At 40.7% G+C, this 18,571-nt stretch carries 20 protein-coding genes and 1 other annotated feature; of the genes, 19 read left to right on the plus strand and 1 reads right to left on the minus strand.

Going from position 1 to position 18,571, the window contains the following annotated elements:
• Positions 1 to 91: 91 nt before the first annotated feature.
• The 17 genes from MLE14_RS06080 to pheA all read left to right on the plus strand — a co-directional run bounded on the left by MLE14_RS06080 (position 92) and on the right by pheA (position 14,457).
• The gene (locus MLE14_RS06080; RefSeq protein WP_243297459.1) at positions 92 to 1,099 is read left to right on the plus strand and encodes an SPOR domain-containing protein; all 1,008 of its coding nucleotides are present in this window, start codon (positions 92 to 94) and stop codon (positions 1,097 to 1,099) included.
• 191 nt (positions 1,100 to 1,290) lie between these two features.
• Positions 1,291 to 1,857 (plus strand): Maf family protein, encoded by a 567-nt coding sequence (locus MLE14_RS06085; protein WP_243297460.1) that lies wholly within the window; start codon positions 1,291 to 1,293, stop codon positions 1,855 to 1,857.
• Between the two features lie 33 nt (positions 1,858 to 1,890).
• Positions 1,891 to 2,562, plus strand: coding sequence for a RadC family protein (gene radC, locus MLE14_RS06090; protein WP_279326780.1), 672 nt, complete (start codon positions 1,891 to 1,893; stop codon positions 2,560 to 2,562).
• Positions 2,563 to 2,731: 169 nt separating this feature from the next.
• Positions 2,732 to 3,751 carry a rod shape-determining protein gene (locus MLE14_RS06095; RefSeq protein WP_243297461.1) on the plus strand — a complete coding sequence of 340 codons (1,020 nt, stop codon included), beginning with the start codon at positions 2,732 to 2,734 and terminating at the stop codon, positions 3,749 to 3,751.
• Between the two features lie 168 nt (positions 3,752 to 3,919).
• The gene (gene mreC / locus MLE14_RS06100; RefSeq protein WP_243297462.1) at positions 3,920 to 4,810 is read left to right on the plus strand and encodes a rod shape-determining protein MreC; all 891 of its coding nucleotides are present in this window, start codon (positions 3,920 to 3,922) and stop codon (positions 4,808 to 4,810) included.
• Entirely contained in the window at positions 4,807 to 5,319 is a 513-nt protein-coding gene (mreD, locus tag MLE14_RS06105) for a rod shape-determining protein MreD (RefSeq protein WP_243297463.1), read from the plus strand. The genes mreC and mreD overlap by 4 nt, the downstream gene beginning before the upstream one ends.
• A 78-nt stretch (positions 5,320 to 5,397) precedes the next feature.
• Entirely contained in the window at positions 5,398 to 6,078 is a 681-nt protein-coding gene (gene minC / locus MLE14_RS06110; protein WP_243297464.1) for a septum site-determining protein MinC, read from the plus strand.
• Between the two features lie 2 nt (positions 6,079 to 6,080).
• Positions 6,081 to 6,887 (plus strand): septum site-determining protein MinD, encoded by an 807-nt coding sequence (gene minD / locus MLE14_RS06115; protein ID WP_243297465.1) that lies wholly within the window; start codon positions 6,081 to 6,083, stop codon positions 6,885 to 6,887.
• Positions 6,888 to 7,259: 372 nt separating this feature from the next.
• Positions 7,260 to 8,036: a M23 family metallopeptidase gene (locus MLE14_RS06120; RefSeq protein WP_243297466.1), complete on the plus strand. Its 777-nt coding sequence runs from the start codon at positions 7,260 to 7,262 to the stop codon at positions 8,034 to 8,036.
• Positions 8,020 to 8,886, plus strand: coding sequence for a M50 family metallopeptidase (locus tag MLE14_RS06125; protein ID WP_243297467.1), 867 nt, complete (start codon positions 8,020 to 8,022; stop codon positions 8,884 to 8,886). The genes MLE14_RS06120 and MLE14_RS06125 overlap by 17 nt, the downstream gene beginning before the upstream one ends.
• 25 nt (positions 8,887 to 8,911) lie before the next feature.
• Complete coding sequence (locus MLE14_RS06130; protein WP_243297468.1) at positions 8,912 to 10,357, plus strand: ribonuclease E/G; 1,446 nt, start codon at positions 8,912 to 8,914, stop codon at positions 10,355 to 10,357.
• A gap of 57 nt (positions 10,358 to 10,414) precedes the next feature.
• Positions 10,415 to 10,495 (plus strand) — a sequence feature (ribosomal protein L21 leader region).
• 13 nt (positions 10,496 to 10,508) lie between these two features.
• Positions 10,509 to 10,817 (plus strand): 50S ribosomal protein L21, encoded by a 309-nt coding sequence (rplU, locus tag MLE14_RS06135; RefSeq protein ID WP_243297469.1) that lies wholly within the window; start codon positions 10,509 to 10,511, stop codon positions 10,815 to 10,817.
• A gap of 14 nt (positions 10,818 to 10,831) precedes the next feature.
• A complete protein-coding gene (locus MLE14_RS06140) occupies positions 10,832 to 11,179 on the plus strand; it encodes a ribosomal-processing cysteine protease Prp (RefSeq protein WP_243297470.1) in 348 nt (115 codons plus the stop codon).
• Positions 11,180 to 11,470, plus strand: coding sequence for a 50S ribosomal protein L27 (gene rpmA, locus MLE14_RS06145; RefSeq protein ID WP_243297471.1), 291 nt, complete (start codon positions 11,180 to 11,182; stop codon positions 11,468 to 11,470).
• A gap of 212 nt (positions 11,471 to 11,682) precedes the next feature.
• A complete protein-coding gene (locus MLE14_RS06150; protein WP_243297472.1) occupies positions 11,683 to 12,219 on the plus strand; it encodes a Spo0B domain-containing protein in 537 nt (178 codons plus the stop codon).
• 24 nt (positions 12,220 to 12,243) lie between these two features.
• On the plus strand, positions 12,244 to 13,530 hold the full coding sequence (gene obgE, locus MLE14_RS06155; RefSeq protein ID WP_243297473.1) for a GTPase ObgE: 1,287 nt from the start codon (positions 12,244 to 12,246) through the stop codon (positions 13,528 to 13,530).
• A gap of 57 nt (positions 13,531 to 13,587) precedes the next feature.
• Positions 13,588 to 14,457 carry a prephenate dehydratase gene (gene pheA, locus MLE14_RS06160; RefSeq protein WP_243297474.1) on the plus strand — a complete coding sequence of 290 codons (870 nt, stop codon included), beginning with the start codon at positions 13,588 to 13,590 and terminating at the stop codon, positions 14,455 to 14,457.
• Positions 14,458 to 14,505: 48 nt separating this feature from the next.
• Here the strand turns inward: pheA and MLE14_RS06165 are convergent, their stop codons facing one another.
• Positions 14,506 to 15,030, minus strand: coding sequence for a transcription repressor NadR (locus tag MLE14_RS06165; RefSeq protein ID WP_243297511.1), 525 nt, complete (start codon positions 15,028 to 15,030; stop codon positions 14,506 to 14,508).
• A gap of 400 nt (positions 15,031 to 15,430) precedes the next feature.
• Here MLE14_RS06165 and safA point away from each other — a divergent pair, with 400 nt between their 5' ends.
• Positions 15,431 to 17,569 carry a SafA/ExsA family spore coat assembly protein gene (gene safA / locus MLE14_RS22420; RefSeq protein ID WP_313897735.1) on the plus strand — a complete coding sequence of 713 codons (2,139 nt, stop codon included), beginning with the start codon at positions 15,431 to 15,433 and terminating at the stop codon, positions 17,567 to 17,569.
• Positions 17,517 to 18,545, plus strand: a complete 1,029-nt coding sequence (locus tag MLE14_RS06180) for a phosphotransferase (protein ID WP_243297475.1) — start codon at positions 17,517 to 17,519, stop codon at positions 18,543 to 18,545. The genes safA and MLE14_RS06180 overlap by 53 nt, the downstream gene beginning before the upstream one ends.
• Positions 18,546 to 18,571: the final 26 nt, after the last annotated feature.

An 18,571-nucleotide genomic window follows, 5' to 3' on the forward strand; every position in this document is an offset into this window, starting at 1 on the left:
AAGATGGCGATAACAAGACGACAAAAGTCTTGTTATTTTTTTTGATCTCTATGATAGGATAGGGCAAAACTAGTAAAAGGGGGAGGAAGGATTGAAAGAACAGTCAAATAAAAATGGTCAAATCAAGATTATGCTAAACGAAAAGCCCGCTCCTTTCAAAGAAGAAAAGAAGACTCAGGCAAGGGATATATTAGAAAATGTATCGATTGAAACGGCAGCCGCACGGGAAGAGGCAGAGGAGTTTGACTGGATCCTTCCAGAGATTGATCCAGAACCTCGGGAATTTATTCAGGCAAATCAGAAAGAAAAAAATAAGCATCCTTTTAAAACTTCTGTAAAGAAAGGAAACATGTTTCATACAGTCAGCTCACTATTATTTTCTTTAGCGTTTGCAATTGGTTTGGGTATTGCTTTCGGGATCATTCTATTAAAATTCATTTCTGCTGAAGATAGTCAAACCCCTGCCGAACCCAATAACCCGACTGCGACTTCTGCCAACCAGGCACCGCCAGCCAATGCATCGGCCAGTTTAGTAAAGATCCCGGCTATGACTGTCTATGTCATACAAGGGGGAGTGTTTTCCAACCAAGAAGCTGCTGATACGTTAGTTTCACAGCTCGATGAAAAAGGAATCCCGTCTGTTATAATAGAGAACAATGATAGCGCGTATACGGTTCTATTAGGACTGGCTTCCAATGAAAATGAAGCTAAACAGTTAGCAGCCATATACGCTGAAAAAGAAGTAGAAGTATACGCAAAGGAACAATCCCTAAAGGAAGGAACTTTTGAAACAGCAAGCAAAGGAAATGCCACAGTTCTTAACGAGGCGATCAGTTCGCTGCCCATTTTATTTGATATCACAGGTAAAGCTGCGCTTGGTCAAGGAGTTCCCGAGGACGCACAAACAAAGTTAAGCCAGATTTCCAGCTCCTTACAAAGTACAGAGTTTCAAGACCAAACCTCTTCATTATTGGCTGATATTATTTTGCAAGCTAGTACCTCACTTGAAACTTTTAGTCAAAGCAAAAATGTAAATGATGCCTACCAAGCACAGCAAGTCCTTCTCTCTTATATCAAACTAAATCACGAGATTGAATGATAGTAAAAATAGAAAAAATATTTTTTTACTGTCTATTTTCCGGGAAATGAATCGAAAAATAAAAGAACTGTCGAAGCAATAGCTGGTTTTCGACAGTCTTTTTTTTGTTTTTCTCTTTTGCCTTTTTCCTCATCAATTTGATAGGATATAATAGATTTCCCTTTCTAACAAAATTCTAAAGAGGTGATCGTATGAAACCGCTAATCTTAGCTTCGGGCTCACCAAGAAGAAGTGAATTATTAAAACAAATGGATATTCCGTTTGAAATTCACAAGAGTGGTGTGTCTGAGGATCTTCCCCCACACATTTACCCACAAGATGCCGTGATAGAATTATCCTCACGGAAGGCACTAGATGTAGCTTCACAATATCCTGATTACTTTGTATTAGGTGCCGATACAGTCGTTTCCATTCAAAAAGAGATATTGGGAAAACCGCATGATCAAGACGCAGCGATTTCGATGCTGAAAAAACTTTCCGGTGCAACCCATCAGGTGTACACAGGCGTAACGATTGTGACTAAGGGTTCCGTTCATTCATTTTTTGAAGCAACCGATGTAACCTTTTGGGAGCTTTCTGAACAAGATATCAAGAAATATATTGAAAGCGGCGAACCGTTTGACAAGGCGGGAGGATATGGAATTCAAGGAAAAGGGGCTTATTTAGTAAAAGAGATTAAAGGCGATTACTATAGTGTAATGGGGCTTCCTTTGTCCAAAACAATGCGCGCGTTGAAAAAATGTGGTTTTCCTTTATAAAAGGAGGAAAATCATTTGGAAAAATCCATATTCATGATAAAGGATGTTCCCGAAGAAGAACGCCCAAGAGAACGATTTATCAAGGAAGGACCGGCTAATCTTTCAAACCAGGAATTATTGGCTATTCTTTTAAGAACAGGCTCTCAACAAGAGTCTGTAATGGAATTATCTCAAAAATTGGTCATAAAATTTGAAGGGTTACGAATGTTAAAGGATGCTAGCCTGGAAGAATTGACAAGTATAAAGGGGATTGGAACAGCAAAGGCTATACAGTTGTTGGCGACTTTTGAATTAGCCAGACGCGTTGCCGGTTTAAAGGATGCCGAGCGCTATACCATTCGTTCTCCTGAGGATGGAGCCAATTATGTTATGAATGAAATGAGATTTTTATCACAGGAACATTTCGTATGTTTGTACCTCAATACTAAGAATCAGGTTCTTCACAAGCAAACCATTTTCATTGGGAGTTTGAATGCTTCCATTGTTCATCCGCGCGAGGTGTATAAAGAAGCGTTTCGAAGGTCTGCTGCATCTATCATATGTGTACATAACCACCCATCAGGAGATCCTGCACCTTCACGTGAAGATATTGAGGTCACAAAAAGATTAAATGAATGCGGTAAAATTATTGGCATTGAATTACTCGACCATCTTATAATAGGTGAGAATCGGTATGTAAGTTTAAAAGAAAAAGGATATTTATAACACTATGAATTTAAGGGTCATTGAGCTATAATTAAATTTATGATTTTTTAAAAGACAGTTCAAAAAAACTGTCGTTAAAAAGCAAACTTTATGGGAAAATGAATATAGCTCCTAAGGTTTCATGGAATTCGTTTTTGTTAGGATTCGGGTTAGAAAGGGAGATTTACATATGTTTGGTTTTGGAACAAAAGATTTAGGAATTGATTTAGGAACTGCAAACACACTGGTTTATATTAAGGGGAAGGGTATTGTCCTGAGAGAACCTTCCGTTGTTGCACTTCAGACAGACACGAAAACAATTGTTGCAGTTGGAAATGATGCGAAAAATATGATTGGCCGTACACCTGGAAATATAGTAGCGATTAGGCCAATGAAAGATGGAGTTATTGCGGATTATGATACGACCGCAACGATGATGAAATACTATATCCGTAATGCATTAAAGAAAAAAGGCACCTTTTCGCGGAAGCCGTATGTGATGGTTTGTGTACCTTCTGGGATTACAGCTGTAGAAGAACGAGCTGTTATCGATGCAACGAGACAGGCAGGAGCTAGAGATGCCTATACAATTGAGGAACCATTCGCTGCTGCAATTGGTGCGAATCTTCCTGTTTGGGAGCCAACCGGAAGTATGGTTGTCGATATCGGCGGCGGTACCACTGAGGTAGCCATTATTTCGCTAGGCGGGATTGTGACGAGCCAATCCATCCGAATTGCTGGTGATGAAATGGATGCTGCGATTATCAGTTATATCCGTAAAACCTATAATTTGATGATTGGTGAACGGACAGCTGAGGCGATTAAGGTTGAAATAGGGACAGCTGGTGACCCAGAAGGCATTGATAATATGGAAATCAGAGGCCGTGACCTTCTGACTGGTTTGCCAAAAACGATTGAAATTACACCAGAAGAAATTTCAAGAGCCTTACGTGATACAATCGATGCAATCGTTGATACCGTTAAAAACACATTAGAAAAAACCCCTCCTGAATTAGCTGCTGATATTATGGATCGCGGCATTGTTTTGACAGGTGGAGGTGCTTTGCTGAGAAATCTTGATAAGGTTATAAGTGAAGAAACCAAGATGCCAGTTTTAATCGCTGAAAATCCATTAGACTGTGTAGCAATTGGAACAGGTAAAGCATTAGATCATATTCATCTTTTCAAAGGTAAAACAAAAGAAAGATAAAATTTACGATATACTTGGAGTACCCTAACACTTGAGTGGTTGTTTCATAAAGGGAATAAGCCCTTATGAAACAACCACATCTATGTAGGGACCCCTATCGTTTTACGGTTTGAGGATGTTACCGGAAGACAGAATGGATAATTACAAGTTTGTAAGAGGGTGTGCGTCATGCCACAATTTTTTCTCAACAAGCGACTGATGTTTCTTCTTGTGAGTATTATTATTCTCGTGGCATTGATAGGCTTTTCTATCAGGGAAAGAAGTCAACTCACATGGATAGAGCAATTCGTCAAGGATACGACTGGCTTTGTTCAGAATATCGTTTCCAAACCTGTATATGCAGTTGCAGGTCTTTTTGAGGATGTCCAAGCTTTATTACATACATACGAAGAAAATCAGCTGTTAAAAAGTAAGATGGAAGACTACCATCAGCTCGATCAAAGAGTGAAAGACTTAGAGCAGGAAAATGAAGAATTGCGTAAAACTTTGGGAATCGAAGAAGATTTGCGTGATTTTGAACCGATTCAGGCGATGGTTATCGGGCGAAATCCAGATCAATGGCATGAAATTGTTGAGTTAAACAAAGGGGCAGTAAACGGAGTCGAAGATAATATGGCTGTTATTACAGCGGACGGTCTTATTGGAAAGATCAAGAGCACGTCCCAGTTTACTTCTACTGTCCAATTATTAAGCTCGTTAGACCCGACAAATCGGATATCAGCCATTGTTCAAAATGAGGCAGAAGAAGTTAAGGGTATTATTGACGGCTTTGACAAAGAAAAGAAGGTGCTTTTGTTACGGGATATTCCGTTTGATAAAAAAATTGAAGTTGGAGATCCCGTCGTTTCGTCTGGTTTAGGCGGAGTATTTCCGAGTGACTTGTTTATTGGCGAGGTTTTAGAAGTAGCGCCAGACCAGTATGGTTTAACACAAATGGCCTATATTAAGCCGGCCGCAAACCTCCATAGCATCAATCATGTGATTATCGTCAAAAGGACCGCGACAGAACCGATTCTTTCTTTTACAGATGAAGAGGCTGAGGAGGAAGAGGGCTCATGAGAAAGATCCTCCTCCCTTCCCTGACTCTGTTGATTTTTTTGTTGGAAAGCTTCTATGTTTTGTTTTTTTCAAGATTTTATGATGAATGGATTTTGGTTCCAAGATTTTTATTTTGCATGATTTTTTTTATTGTGCTTTTTTACAATCGCCCGCAAGGATTTCTTTATGCATTCGTATTTGGTTTAATTTTCGATGTTGTACATACAGAAGTACTGGGGGTTTACATGGTACTTTTTCCTTTGCTTTGTTACCTGATGGACAGGTTAATGAAACTTTTCCATCATCATCTGCTTTTGGTTATCTTTGTAACTCTGCTTGGGATTGCGGGACTGGAATTCTTCGTTTATGAACTCAATTTATTGCTTCAAGTAACAGATATAAATATCGAGACATTTGTACATCAGCGTCTGCTGCCGACCATTTTCATGAATGGAATCTTTTTACTCCTTTTTTCATTTCCTTTGAAAAAACTTTTACTCTATCTTCAGGCTAAAATTTTAGATGAATAGTCGAATATTTTTTATGAAAAAAAGGAAAATAGACGCCTTTTGTTGAATTTTAACAATAGGTCAGAGGTGACAAAAGATATGAAAACGAAGCAGAATGTCATCATCAAAGGTACGAAGGATGGTCTAACTCTTCATATGGACGATTCATGTTCGTTTTCTCAATTACTTGAAGAGCTTGAACATAAGCTTTCAGGGACATATGAAGGTCAAGAAGATAAACCTCTCGTTCAAGTACATATACAAACGGGATTACGCTACCTAACTGATGAGCAGAAGGAACTCTTAAGCTCGGTTGTACACCGAAAGAAAAACTTGGTGATCGGATCCATTCAAAGTCAGGTCATTACAAAGCAGGAAGCCCAGAAGCTAAAAGAGGAAAATGAAATTGTTTCGGTTGCGAAAATGGTACGTTCGGGACAAGTCTTGAAAGTACCGGGCGACTTACTTTTAATCGGAGATGTCAACCCGGGCGGAACAGTCATTGCTGGCGGCAATATTTTCGTGATGGGTATTATCCGCGGCATTGCCCATGCTGGTTATAATGGAGATACAGAAGCAGTGATAGTGGCTTCGAAAATGAAACCATCCCAATTGCGGATTGCCGATGCTTTAAATCGGGCACCTGATCATTATGATCTGGATGGACATGATATGGAATGTGCTTATATCGATGACGAGGGACAAATTGTAGTCGACCGGCTGCAATCATTGATCTATCTTCGTCCCGGGTTAACTCGATTTTTGGAAGGAGGACGGTAAAAGTGGGAGAAGCTATCGTTATTACATCTGGCAAGGGTGGCGTTGGTAAGACAACGACATCGGCAAATATTGGAACTGCATTAGCCCTTCAAGGGAAAAGAGTTTGTTTAGTGGATACTGATATTGGATTAAGAAATTTAGATGTGGTCATGGGGCTAGAAAATCGAATCATCTATGACTTAGTTGATGTAGTTGAGGGGCGCTGTAAATTACACCAGGCCTTAGTTAAGGACAAGCGTTTTAATGATCTATTATATTTACTGCCTGCTGCACAAACGAGTGACAAAAATGCCGTCAATCCCGAACAGATGAAAGAACTTATAACGAATCTCAAACAAGACTATGATTATATTATTATTGATTGTCCTGCGGGAATCGAGCAAGGCTTTAAAAATGCTGTTGCCGGAGCGGATCAGGCGATTGTTGTTACAACGCCAGAGCTTTCATCTGTTCGTGATGCAGATAGAGTAATAGGATTATTGGAGAAAGAAGATCATATTGAGCGTCCTAAGCTCGTCATTAATAGAATTCGAACTCATATGATGAAAAATGGAGACATGCTGGATGTAGATGAAATTACAACCCACTTGTCTATTGAATTATTAGGTATTGTTTTAGACGATGATTTAGTGATTAAAGCTTCTAATGACGGTGAGCCGATTGTTTTAAATCCGGAGAGCCGTGCATCGATTGCATACCGCAATATCGCACGACGGATTCTCGGTGAATCGGTTCCTTTGCAATCGCTTGATTTTGATCAAAAGGGTGTATTCGCAAAGATTAAAAGATTTTTTGGAGTAAAGGTTTAATCATTTCGTATGTATAGAAAGGTATTGGATTTATGAGAATCCAATACCTTTTTTTAATTCCATGCAATCTACTTTAGTTGTGGAGAAATCGATGTAGTCTTTTAAATGAGGGTTAAAGGAAAAATTAAAGAAAACGAAAAGTGAAATGACCATCATAAGGGTGATGAAGGACAGACAGCAGAAGAAATAAGGGCAAAATGTCCCTTTTAAAGTTGCTCAAGTACAAAATATAGAAGATGAGAACCCTAACAGTGCTTGATCCGGAGTTATTCTAGCTAAACCAGCTTTATTCACACATTTGATTCTATTTTAAGAGGACAGGTCATAGACTTGTACAAATAATGTTGCAAATAAAGAGGTGGAATCTGCGAAATGAGCCGGACAGATGAAATAAAGAAGCGAATTGCAAAGCGGAAAAGAGAAAGACTCCATAGAGGTCAAGGGGAGGAGAGACGGGGCTTTATCCTTCCAGAGGTTGAGGAACAACATGGATTTGAGAGGATGTATACCTTTGAATCTGGTCCAGACCGATCTCCTGTTTTATTTAAAAAGGAAATTTTTATATTTAAAATCCTTGCTTCGGCCTGTTTATTTTTATTAACTGCGATTCTGTTTAAAAGTACGAACAGTTCGCTAGACTCGATCAGAACGGTCGTATCCGAAACGATGGAAAATGACTTTCAATTTGCTGCAGTCACCGAATGGTATGAAGATACATTTGGAGAACCGCTTGCCTTTTTTCCAACCGATTCAAAGGAAGCTGACGATTCTGAGGTGACGGTAGATTATGCTGTGCCTGCCTCAGGAAAGGTATTGCACTCCTTCGAAACCACTGATCAGGGAATCACTATTGAAACAGGCAAAAATGAGCCTGTTAAAGCCATGAAAGAAGGGGTTGTTATATTTGCCGGGAAAAAAGAGGATACTGGTCAGACTGTTATGATTCAACACGCAGATGATACGATTACCTGGTATGGGCAACTAAAGGAGATAAATGTAAGTTATCAAGAAAATGTCCCGATGGGGGAACAAGTAGGGACGGTGTCTGACGGAAAAAGTGAGGGCAAGGGAGAATTTTATTTTGCCATTCAAAAAGGGAATGAATTTATCGATCCTATCCAGGTGATATCTTTTGAAAAAATGGATTAGCTTCTTTAGAAAAATACACATCCACCCTCTTTTCTGGCTGATTATTGGAGTTTCCATTTTAACTGCCAGGTTCATGGAGGTCCTTGTCCTATTTACATTTGTACTGATTCATGAATTAGGTCACGGGCTGATGGCCCATTTTTTTTCGTGGAGAATTAAAAAGATTTCTCTTCTCCCCTTTGGCGGCGTAGCAGAGATGGATGAGCATGGAAACAGACCCATCAAAGAAGAGCTGCTTGTCGTGCTTGCTGGCCCGATTCAGCATATATGGATTCAACTTGTGCTTTGGATTTTATATGATCAAATGCTGATTCATCCTGACAATTACACGTTATGGACTGGCTTTAATATGATGATTTTATTGATAAATCTTCTTCCGGCATGGCCTCTTGATGGAGGAAAGCTTTTATTTTTATGGCTTTCTCAATTTTTCGCGTTTCGGAAAGCTCATCTTTATACGTTATATACAACAGCAGGAACCCTTGTTATAACCTTACTTGCCATCCTGATTTGGAATCCTCTTCATTTAAACAGTTGGGTCATCTGGATTTTTCTTATGTTTTCCCTTTGGAAAGAGTGGAAGCAAAGACCATTTGTCTTTATCCGATTTTTACTCGAACGTTATTATGGGAACAAAGATCAGGAGGTAAAAGCGATTCAGACGATTTATGCCAATCCGGATGAGAATATCGTGGACGTTTTGGAGCGCTTTTCAAGGGGCCGTAAGCATACAATCAGGATTAGTGGGAATGGGTCAAACGCAAATATTGATGAAAATGAGCTTTTACACGCCTTTTTTGCAGACAAACTTTACAAAGGCAAGGTTGGAGACTTATTGTATATGTACTAGGATCTTTCCCCGAGGTGTTTTTATTTTGAATGAAATTGTGATCAATGCTAAGACCGCTGAACAGCGGTTTGCTTTTTTGCAAAATAAACAATTAGAACATATACACATTGAACAGCCAATCCCTCATCATGCTGCCGGATCGATTTGCATTGGCATAGTGGAAGATATCATTGCCGGAATGAATGCAGCCTTTGTTGATATTGGCGAAGAAAAGTTAGGATTTATTCATCGTGACGATCTCCCCTCCTTTCGTTTGTCTGACTTTCCTTTGGAACAAAAGAAGCAAATGCCTATTACGAAGTTTTTGACCAGGGGAGAAAAAATAATCGTTCAAGTTAAAAAGGAACCTGTCGGTCAGAAAGGGGCAAGGCTAACAGGTTTAATTGAATGGCCGGGAATTGATTTGGTTTATCTGCCTTATAGCTCTTATGTAGCGGTTTCGAAAAAAATCGATCAAGACCTGGCAGGGAAATGGAGGGAAACGGCTGCAGCCTGGCTAAGCCAAAACGAAGGAATTATTCTCAGAACAAGCTGTGCAAAAAAGCCTGAGGGAAAAGTGAGACAGGAATTTGAGGAGATAAAGAAAACTGTTACTTACTATATCAAACAAGCTCCCTATTCGAAACCGCCTCTCGTACTTTTTCAGCCTAAACCGTTTTTAAAAGAACTTGAAGGCTTTGTTCACCGATTTAATGAAGGAACGATTTGGGTTGATTCTGCTGAATTAATAAAGGATCTTTGTGCTATGTTCGGTGATATTTCGGGTTGGCAGATTAAACTTTACCAGGGAGCTGAAGGAATTTTTTCCTACTTTCATATAGAACAGCAAATAGAGAAGCTTCTTTCACAGCATGTTTGGCTTGCAAATGGAGCAAGTCTGACAATTGATGAGACCGAGGCATTGACTTCGATTGACGTGAATACCGGGAAATATATTGGCAAAAGAGAGCATAAGCAAACGGTATTTAAAACAAATGAACTGGCAGCCATCGAGGCAGCAAAGCAAATTCGCTTACGTGATTTAGCTGGATTAATCGTTATCGATTTTATTGAGATGTCAGGAGATGACCAAAAAGAAAAAATAAGGCAAATTTTTCTCAGGGAAACGAAAAAGGACCACAAAACGATTCAGGTTGGTTCTTTTCATGAATTAGGAGTATTACTTTTAACAAGGAAACGGACCGGCCATTCTTTAAAAAAGAAACTGACAAGCCAGTGCCCTGTTTGTTCAGGATCGGGCCGAGTCATTTCTGCAGAGGCACTTGCGTTTTCCCTGCAAAGAGAGATTTTAGAAAGAAAAGGAAAGGCAGACCATATCGTTATTCAAGCGACAACCGATATTATCGACTGCTTTACGATTCAGCCCTATTCTTTAAAGGAACATTTAGAAAAAACCCTGCATCTTGAACTATCCTTTGAACCGATTGAACATTCTCATCCATTCTATCGGATTACCAGGATCGATTCTTAAATCTGATTGACATACGTATGATATTTGTGTTATATTTTTGGATGTTAGTTTGTAGCACCCGTGCTACAACCGCGCGGTTATGGTTTCAAGATAAAGGAGCTTCCTTTACACCTATCACCGGCGAGTCTGAGATTCTAAGGAGGTGCCAATTATGTACGCTATTATCGAAACTGGTGGTAAACAACTTAAAGTTGAAGAAGGCCAAGCTATTTACGTAGAAAAATTACCAGTTGAAGCAGGCGAAACTGTTACTTTTGATAAAGTTCTTTTCGTAGGTGGAGACAACGTAAAAGTAGGTAGCCCTCTAGTTGAAGGTGCGACTGTTACTGGAAAAGTAGAAAAACAAGGTCGTCAAAAGAAAATTGTTGTCTTTAAGTATAAGGCTAAGAAGAACTACCACAAAAAACAAGGTCATCGTCAGCCGTATACCAAAGTAGTGATTGAAAAAATCAACGCGTAAGGCTGTTGATCTCTATGATTAAAGTGTCGATTAACAAGGATTCTGATAAACGGATTACCTCTTTCTTAATCCAGGGACATGCACAATTTGCAGAACCGGGAGAAGATATTGTTTGTGCAGGCGTTTCGGCTGTATCCATTGGCTCTATTAATGCTGTAGAAGAGCTGTTAGGGATTGAGCTTTCTGTCGAGCAAAGAGGTGGCGGCGGTTATCTCCGCTGCAGCGTTCCGAATCTAGAAGATAAAGCAATGGATGAGAAGCTTCAGCTCCTCATTCGTTCGATGATCTCTTCTCTGGAATCGATTGAAAGAGAATATCATTCTTATATTAAAATAACCTACCATACGCAGGAGGTGGAATAAATGCTACGTTTAGATCTTCAATTTTTCGCATCTAAAAAAGGAGTAGGTTCTACAAAGAACGGTCGTGACTCTATCGCAAAGCGTTTAGGTGCTAAACGTGCGGATGGTCAATTTGTTACTGGCGGATCCATCCTTTACCGTCAGCGTGGAACAAAAGTTTATCCAGGCGTTAACGTAGGACGCGGTGGAGATGATACTCTATTTGCTAAAGTAGATGGAGTTGTTAAATTCGAGCGTGTTGGACGTGATCGTAAACAAGTAAGTGTATACCCTGTAGCTCAAGAAGCTTAAGGGAAAGTTGAGGCTGACTCATAGGGGTCAGCCTTTTTCATTCTGGCAGAAAAGTGCTATAGTTCTGTTTCCTTATTTGTTATACTAGCTTAAAAAGCATGTAATATGTTTTCAGAGGGAGAGTCATCGGAAAAGCTGTGCAACCTGGCTTTTGATCTAATATAACTTCTTTTCCGATTGCGGTAAAAATAGTAGAAATTAGGGGAAGAATAATGAGGGAACCAAAAAATGTAGTGGAAATACTACGTTATGCCAGACATGATTGGCTTAATCAGCTCCAGCTGATAAAAGGTAATCTAGAGCTTGGCAAAACTAATCGTGCTAAGGAAATCATAGATGAAATCATAATTGATGCAAGAAACGAATCAAATTTGAGTAATTTGGGATTAGATGATTTTAGTTCACTTCTGTTAACCTGTAATTGGATGCAGCATTTTTTTAGATTAGAATATGAGGTTCTTGAGGTATCGGGGACGTTTCCTCTGGAAGATCAGGTGATTACATCCTGGATGAATCATTTATTTTTATATTTGGAGGATTCATTTGATCCACAGGGTGAAAATCATGTATTCATTTCAATTGAGGTAACATCAGAATGGACACGCTTATTCATTGAAGTCAGAGGAGAATTTCTTCCAAATTCAAATATTGTAACATACATACATAAGCATCCTTTAAAAAGAGGGGCAGTTCACTTCATCGACGAGACTGAAGGAGAACTGACCTTTGAAATCATGATTCATGCATGAGTAGGTTCCGTAGGAGGGAATCAGATGTTTGTCGATCAAGCAAAAATATATGTAAAAGGCGGAGATGGCGGTAATGGAATGGTTGCCTTCCGCCGTGAAAAGTACGTACCGAAGGGAGGACCTGCAGGAGGAGACGGAGGCAAAGGGGCTGATGTAATCTTTGAAGTCGAAGAAGGACTCAGAACCTTAGTTGATTTCCGTTATAAAAGGCATTTCAAGGCTCCTCGCGGCGAGCATGGCATGTCTAAAAGTATGCATGGAAAAAATGCTCCTGATATGATAGTTAAAGTTCCGCCCGGAACAATAGTTCGAGATGAAGATACACAGGAAATTATTGCAGATTTAACCCGTCATGGCCAGCGTGCTGTTATCGCGAAAGGCGGAAGAGGCGGAAGGGGCAATATCCGCTTTGCGACCCCTGCTAATCCGGCTCCTGAAATAGCCGAAAATGGCGAACCGGGACAAGAGCGATACGTCATATTGGAGCTTAAATTGTTAGCTGATGTGGGTTTAGTAGGGTTTCCAAGCGTTGGGAAATCCACGCTTTTGTCTGTTGTATCTTCAGCGCGCCCTAAAATTGGCGAGTATCATTTCACTACGATTGTGCCGAATTTAGGAGTGGTTGAAGCTGGGGATGGCCGGAGTTTTGTCATGGCTGATTTGCCAGGATTAATTGAAGGCGCTCATCAGGGTGTCGGACTTGGAATCCAATTCTTACGCCATATTGAAAGAACAAAGGTCATCGTTCACGTGATTGATATGGCCTCTGTTGAGGGCAGAGATCCGTATGAAGATTTTGTAACCATTCAAAATGAATTGGAACAATATAATTTAAGGTTAACTGAACGGCCGATTATCATCGTTGCTAATAAAATGGATGTGCCAGAAGCTGAGGAAAACCTCAAGAAATTTAGAAATCAGCTAGACCGGGATTACCCGATTTTTCCGATTTCAGCGGTGACAAAAGATGGTGTCAGAGAATTGCTGTTAAAGATTGCTGATGTTTTAGATGAGACACCTGAGTTCCCATTAAATCTGGAGGAAGAAACAGAGGAAAACCGGGTTGTTTATAAACATGAAAATAAAGAATCCGACTTCAGCATTCGGCGCGAATCAGATGGCAGCTTTGTTATTTTTGGTGACAAAATTGAACGTCTCTTTAAGATGACGGACTTTTCAAGAGATGAATCAGTTAGAAGATTTGCCCGCCAGCTCCGGGGAATGGGGATTGATGAGGCGTTAAGACAAAGAGGAGCAAGTGATGGGGATATTGTCCGGATTATGGATTATGAATTTGAATTTATTGAATAAGCCTTCCTCACTCACTTTTAGATCCATTTTGATTAAGACTAAGAGGGGGAGCGTAAAATGAAAATCGCCTATCTGGGACCAGAAGCAACTTTCACACATGAGGCGGTTCGGACTTTTTTTCCTGATGGAGATCCCAGGCCGTATAAAACGATTCCAGATTCGCTGGATGCATTGCAAAGAGAAGAGGTAGAGGTTTCGGTTGTACCTCTAGAAAATGCTTTAGAAGGTTCAGTGAATATCACATTAGATTACCTTATTCATGAAGTGCAGTTTCCGATTGTGTCTGAGTTAATTCTGCCGATCCGTCAGCATTTAATGGTTCACCCCAATTATGCGGATGAATGGGAAACAATCGAGAAGATTTATTCACATACGCAAGCTTTGGCTCAATGTCATCGCTTTTTGCATCAGCAATTTTCAAATATACCCCGGGAAGAAGCTACATCTACTTCTGCGGCTGCTAAAAAGGTAAAAGAAGAGAAAGAACGAAAAATAGGGGCTATTGCCAATGAACTTGCTGCGAAACACCATGGTCTGCAAATTGTAAAAAGAGATATTCACGATTCCAAAAATAATCACACCCGATTTGCAATCGTAGCTAATCATCCGGTTCAGACGGCTTCCAGACAAGTAAAGCTGAATTCTTATAAAACCACGATAACGGTAACTCTGCCAATGGACGAGGCTGGCACGCTCCATCAAGTCCTGTCGGCATTTGCTTGGAGAAAGCTTAATTTGAGCAAAATTGAGTCCAGACCAATGAAAACTGGACTGGGACATTATTTTTTTATAATTGATATTGAGGAAAAATGGGATGATGTATTAATTCCTGGGGCCATTCAGGAATTAGAGGCGATCGGATGCGGAGTTAAAATTTTAGGCAGTTACCCTTCGTATTCAACCATATCATTGCAATCAGCTAAATAACCGATTGAAAAAAGAAGGCTACCGGTTTGTAGTCTTCTTTTTCATATCTTAATATAGCGTTTCTACTAAAAAGCCTGCTTTCCCAAGGGCTTTTTCCGCCTCATCCAGTTGCTGCATGTTTGGTGCTGATAATGTGTGAAGGTGATATCCTTCTGTCAGTTCTAATAAAAAGGAAGCTTTATGTTTTCTCATTTTCTCCATAAAAAGCTCAACGTCTCTTCTGTTGGATACCATAACAGACGCTTTTAAATCACCGTAAACGGGATGGTCAATCGTCACATCTTTAACAGTGACCCCGTAATCAACAATTAGCTGAAGTTCTTCCTCTGTCCTCTGGGGTGTATGATAGCACGCTACAATCCGTTCAACATAGGCAGTGGGTTCATTTTTTGTATAGATATACCCTTGACTGGTTGCAACAATAGGTTCATTCATCGCTTTAAGCAAGGTTATGTCACCAACTATGACCTGGCGTGACACATTGGTCTGTTTGGCTAATTCACTGCCTGTAAGAGGCTCCTTACTGGTTTTTAACAAATCTAAAATAAAGTTCCTCCGTTCAGCTCCTAACATTTTTTTACTCAACTGAAACCCCTCCCTTATACATTTATTTTACTAAAAAGAGACGAGCAATGTAATGAAAGATGGTTTGCCGGGGTTTTTAATCTTATACATGCAGTTTTTCCATATGTTCATTTATCCTAATCTGAAATGGGGGGTGATCTGATTCATTGCCTCCTCCCTTCGCCGTCGGACCTCCCCCCTGCTTTACATCTTCCTCCTCTCTACTTTTTCGATTCTTAAACAAACACAACTTCTTAATTGTTTTCATAACTATGTAATGGTCGACACATATTTTCCGGGAAACACATATTTTTTCCAATCCTCTCATATTTTTTTTTGAGGATGATTAGCAAAATGCCTAGAGTCACATAGACTATATGGACGAATGCCTGACAGGAGGGATATGCACGTGAAGATTCACATTGTCCAAAAAGGGGATACTCTGTGGAATATCGCCAAAAAATATGGCGTTAATTTCGATGAGTTGAAAAAAATGAATGCCCAGCTATCAAACCCTGATATGATAATGCCGGGCATGAAGATTAAAGTACCTGACTCTGGCGGAACGGTAAAAAAAGAATCAATTTCACCGAAAAAAGAAATGCCTGTTAAGGAACATCCTTTAAGCAATCAGCAGCCGATAGCCCAGCCGATTAAAGAGGCACCTATAAAAGAAGTACCTAAAAAAGTCGAGGGTGTTCAATTTGCTCCTAAAATGCCAAAGCCGATTGTTCCTGACATCGATATCAATAATTATTATATGGTAAACATGGAAAACATGTCCGTCGAAATGCCAAATATTCCGCCAAAGCCTAAAAAAGAAGCACCAGTGGCCCCGATTAAGGAAAAGCCGGTCGCTCCGATAAAAGAAAAACCGGTAGCACCAATTAAAGAAAAACCAGTTGCTCCGATTAAGGAAAAACCGGTAGCGCCAATCAAAGAAAAACCAGTTGCTCCGATTAAGGAAAAACCTGTCGCACCAATTAAAGAAAAGCCAGTGGCCCCAATTGCAGAAAAGCCAGTTTTACCGATTAAGGAAAAACCGATGGCTCCAATTAAAGAAATGCCAATTGCACCGATTGAAGAAAATATTTCCCCAGTCGAAGAGAATATCGCTCCGATGGAGGAAAATATTGCGCCAGTTGAGGAATATAGTGTACCTGTATCACCAGTTTTACCTGGGTCTGGTCTTTGCCCGCCACCGCCATGCCCGCCGGGATTCGGACCAATGCATTTTGCTCCACAAGTACAAGGGATCGCAACACCGCCTTTTCCAAATCAAATGCCACAATTTATGGAAGAATATGAGCAACCACCGTATGATTACACTCAAGTAATGGGTATTGAAGATACGATGCAGGATGAAAATATACCTTACAATCCATATCTACAACAGCCTTTTGCACAGATGCCGACTCCAACCCAGCCTGTTTCGCAGCCATATGGTCAATGGGGGTCATCGTTCATGCAACCAGGTTTCGACAGTCCGGCAGGATTTACCCCTACAGGAGGCTTTCCTGCAATGGGAGGTCCTGGATATGGCGGAGTACCAATAGATGATTATGAAGACGACGGATTCGATTATGACGAAACACCGATGGGTGACACAGAGTACGGAGGACCAATGGACGGACCAGGATACGGCGGAGCGCCAATGGGAGTCCAAGGCTTCGAAGGAATGCCAATGGGCGGACCAGGATACGGCGGAGCGCCAATGGGAGTCCAAGGCTTCGATGGGATGCCGATGGGCGGACCAGGATATGGCGGAGCACCAATGGGAGTTCAAGGCTTCGAAGGAATGCCGATGGGCGGACCAGGATATGGCGGAGCACCAATGGGAGTTCAAGGCTTCGAAGGAATGCCGATGGGCGGACCAGGATACGGCGGAGCGCCAATGGGAGTCCAAGGCTTTGGAGTAATGCCGATGGGCGGACCAGGATACGGCGGAGCGCCAATGGGAGTCCAAGGCTTTGGAGGAATGCCAATGGGCGGACCAGGATACGGCGGAGCGCCAATGGGAGTCCAAGGCTTCGATGGGATGCCGATGGGCGGACCAGGATATGGCGGAGCACCAATGGGAGTCCAAGGCTTTGGAGGAATGCCGATGGGCGGACCAGGATACGGCGGAGCGCCAATGGGAGTCCAAGGCTTTGGAGGAATGCCAATGGGCGGACCAGGATACGGCGGAGCGCCAATGGGAGTCCAAGGTTTTGGAGGAATGCCAATGGGCGGACCAGGATACGGCGGAGCGCCAATGGGAGTCCAAGGCTTCAGTGAAGGACCAATGGGCCAAGGATATCCAATGACCTCTCCCCAAGGCCAGAGACTATATGATGATGATTTAGCAGATACCTATCAAGGAGCGCCTTATGCACCAAAGCCACAAGCTATTGATGATTGCGGCTGTGGCGGCCCAAGACTCATGCCAAACGGTTACCCTGCCCCTTTCTACCCGCAAGCCGATGTAGCGCCATTTGGATGGCAAGGGTCTCCATATGACCCGAATTTATATGGTCCTGAATCAATACGTGACGATAATGATCAGTAATAGCAATCACAAACACACAGTATCAGGAGACGATCCCTTACAAAGTCGTCTCCTTTCCTTTTTTCAAGCTAATATAGAGGAACCTATCAAAAAAATAAGCCTGATCAGGGACCAAATTTTTAAAATTGAGACCCATCAAAAAAAGTATGCGGGAAAGGGCTTTTCAAATGCAGACTCTTTGAAAAAACAAAAATGGTTAACCAAGCGGCTTCATAAGGCAGGGTTCAATAAAACCTACCACTTTTTAAAAACTAAACCTGAAAAAGGATACTTATATAAAGGAAAATATTATGGGATTTTAACTTGGATTGAACATAGTAATCCTGTATTCCGTTTTAATTCAAACGAAAATTGCCAAGCAGGCGTTCTTTTATTAAAAGAATTTCATGATCATACAAAAAAAGTTTTATCTAAAGGAGATTCTTATTTTGGATCAATCGATTATTACCAGAAATGGGTTGAACGCTATCGGCAATTTAAGTCCAATGTGCCGGCGTTACAATCGTTTGTTCCTTCTGGAATTATTGAGGATATTTTGAAATGGGGCGAGAAATCTTTAAAAAATATTGAATACCGTTCACCATATGAAAAGGAAGAACGAGTAATTCTTCATGGTGACGTAGCACACCACAATTTTATCCGTTCCGAAAAAGGTCTGTACCTGATTGATTTTGATTTGTCTTCCATAGGACATCCTATTCATGATTACCTGCAGTATGCGAATCGGATTTTACCCTTTCTTCAATGGGACGTAAATGAATTAATAAAGCTGCCGGGTTATTCACAATTACTTGAGGATCCTTATTTTATATATGCAATATTATATCCTACTGACATTTATCGTGAATGGAACCGTGCGATAAAACACGGCCTGTTGGGACAAGAAAAAACAGTAAAAAATCTGTTAAATGTAACGATTGACCAATATGAAAAAAGATTAAAATTTTTTAACTCCCTGCAAAATATGGTAATATAGAGACAAACTTTGTGAAAGGGAGAACA

The organism is Bacillus litorisediminis (assembly GCF_022808645.1).
In the GTDB taxonomy this organism is placed as follows: Bacteria; Bacillota; Bacilli; order Bacillales; family JC228; genus Bacillus_BF; species Bacillus_BF litorisediminis.

Coding starts and splice junctions, on each gene's coding strand:
- rplU (WP_243297469.1), top strand. CDS start 10,509: ATGTACGCTATTATCGAAACTGGTGGTAAACAACTTAAAGTTGAAGAA.
- MLE14_RS06150 (WP_243297472.1), top strand. CDS start 11,683: ATGAGGGAACCAAAAAATGTAGTGGAAATACTACGTTATGCCAGACAT.
- mreD (WP_243297463.1), top strand. CDS start 4,807: ATGAGAAAGATCCTCCTCCCTTCCCTGACTCTGTTGATTTTTTTGTTG.
- obgE (WP_243297473.1), top strand. CDS start 12,244: ATGTTTGTCGATCAAGCAAAAATATATGTAAAAGGCGGAGATGGCGGT.
- mreC (WP_243297462.1), top strand. CDS start 3,920: ATGCCACAATTTTTTCTCAACAAGCGACTGATGTTTCTTCTTGTGAGT.
- MLE14_RS06180 (WP_243297475.1), top strand. CDS start 17,517: ATGACCCGAATTTATATGGTCCTGAATCAATACGTGACGATAATGATC.
- MLE14_RS06120 (WP_243297466.1), top strand. CDS start 7,260: ATGAGCCGGACAGATGAAATAAAGAAGCGAATTGCAAAGCGGAAAAGA.
- radC (WP_279326780.1), top strand. CDS start 1,891: ATGATAAAGGATGTTCCCGAAGAAGAACGCCCAAGAGAACGATTTATC.
- MLE14_RS06140 (WP_243297470.1), top strand. CDS start 10,832: ATGATTAAAGTGTCGATTAACAAGGATTCTGATAAACGGATTACCTCT.
- pheA (WP_243297474.1), top strand. CDS start 13,588: ATGAAAATCGCCTATCTGGGACCAGAAGCAACTTTCACACATGAGGCG.
- minC (WP_243297464.1), top strand. CDS start 5,398: ATGAAAACGAAGCAGAATGTCATCATCAAAGGTACGAAGGATGGTCTA.
- rpmA (WP_243297471.1), top strand. CDS start 11,180: ATGCTACGTTTAGATCTTCAATTTTTCGCATCTAAAAAAGGAGTAGGT.
- MLE14_RS06095 (WP_243297461.1), top strand. CDS start 2,732: ATGTTTGGTTTTGGAACAAAAGATTTAGGAATTGATTTAGGAACTGCA.
- MLE14_RS06085 (WP_243297460.1), top strand. CDS start 1,291: ATGAAACCGCTAATCTTAGCTTCGGGCTCACCAAGAAGAAGTGAATTA.
- MLE14_RS06165 (WP_243297511.1), bottom strand. CDS start 15,030: ATGTTAGGAGCTGAACGGAGGAACTTTATTTTAGATTTGTTAAAAACC.